Source organism: Oleiphilus sp. HI0066 (genome assembly GCF_001635725.1).
Genome location: NZ_LWFH01001799.1, coordinates 1 through 1,330, shown reverse-complemented (window position 1 = coordinate 1,330; position 1,330 = coordinate 1). Strand labels below are relative to the sequence as shown.

At 44.0% G+C, this 1,330-nt stretch carries 1 protein-coding gene; it reads right to left on the bottom strand.

Annotated features, from left to right (window positions below; all coding sequences use genetic code 11):
• Positions 1-1,330: 30S ribosomal protein S1 (gene rpsA, locus A3738_RS27920; protein WP_068764004.1), on the bottom strand; the 1,330-nt coding region annotated here is incomplete at both ends.

Genomic DNA, 1,330 nt, shown 5'->3' with positions numbered 1-1,330 from the left:
ATTCAATCTGCTTCTCACGAACTTCTTTCATCGCTTGCTTCTCATCGTCAATGTCTTTCGACTTAACAGACAAGTTGATCACGCGATTCTTACGATCAACGTTAATAATTTTCGCTTCTACTTCGTCGCCTTCTTTAAGCTGAGTCGTCAAATCTTCAACACGATCTTGGCTCATTTCAGATGCTTTCAAAGTTGCTTCAACGTCTGCTGCAAGTTCTACAACTGCTGCTTTCGCGTCTACAGACTTAACAGTACCTGTAACGATAGTGCCTTTGTCGTTCGCTTGAACGTATTCTGCGAATGGATCGCTATCAAGCTGCTTAACACCAAGAGAGATACGCTCACGCTCTGGGTCTACAGAAAGGATAACAGTTTCGATTTCGTCGCCTTTCTTGTAGTTACGAACAGCTTCTTCGCCTTGTTCCTGCCAAGAGATATCTGACAAGTGAACTAGACCGTCGATACCACCGTCAAGACCGATGAAGATACCGAAATCAGTGATAGACTTGATCTTACCGCTGATCTTATCACCCTTGTTGAAGTTACCTGAGAACTCTTCCCATGGGTTAGCGTGGCACTGTTTGATACCTAGAGAGATACGACGACGCTCTTCGTCGATATCAAGAACCATAACCTCAACTTCGTCGCCCAATTGAACAACTTTAGATGGGTGAATGTTCTTGTTAGTCCAATCCATTTCTGAAACGTGAACAAGACCTTCAACACCTTCTTCGATTTCTGCGAAGCAGCCGTAATCAGTAAGGTTAGTAACACGTGCAGTAACACGAGTGTTCTCTGGATAGCGCTCTTTGATTGATACCCATGGATCTTCACCCAACTGCTTAAGACCTAGAGAAACACGGTTGCGCTCACGGTCGAACTTAAGAACTTTAACGTTGATTTCGTCACCAACATTTACAATCTCGCTCGGGTGCTTAATGCGCTTCCAAGCCATATCTGTAATGTGAAGAAGACCGTCAACACCACCAAGATCTACGAACGCACCGTAGTCTGTAAGGTTCTTAACGATACCTTTAACTTCCATACCTTCAGCCATTGACTCAAGAAGAGCATCACGCTCTGCTGAATTTTCAGCTTCAAGTACTGCACGGCGAGAAACAACAACGTTGTTACGCTTTTGGTCAAGCTTGATAACTTTAAACTCAAGCTCTTTGCCTTCAAGGTGCAATGTGTCACGAACTGGACGAACGTCAACTAGAGAACCAGGTAGGAATGCACGAACAGATTTAAGGTCAACAGTAAAGCCGCCTTTAACTTTACCGTTGATGATACCTTTAACGATCTCTTCAGCTTCGAATGCTTTCTCAAG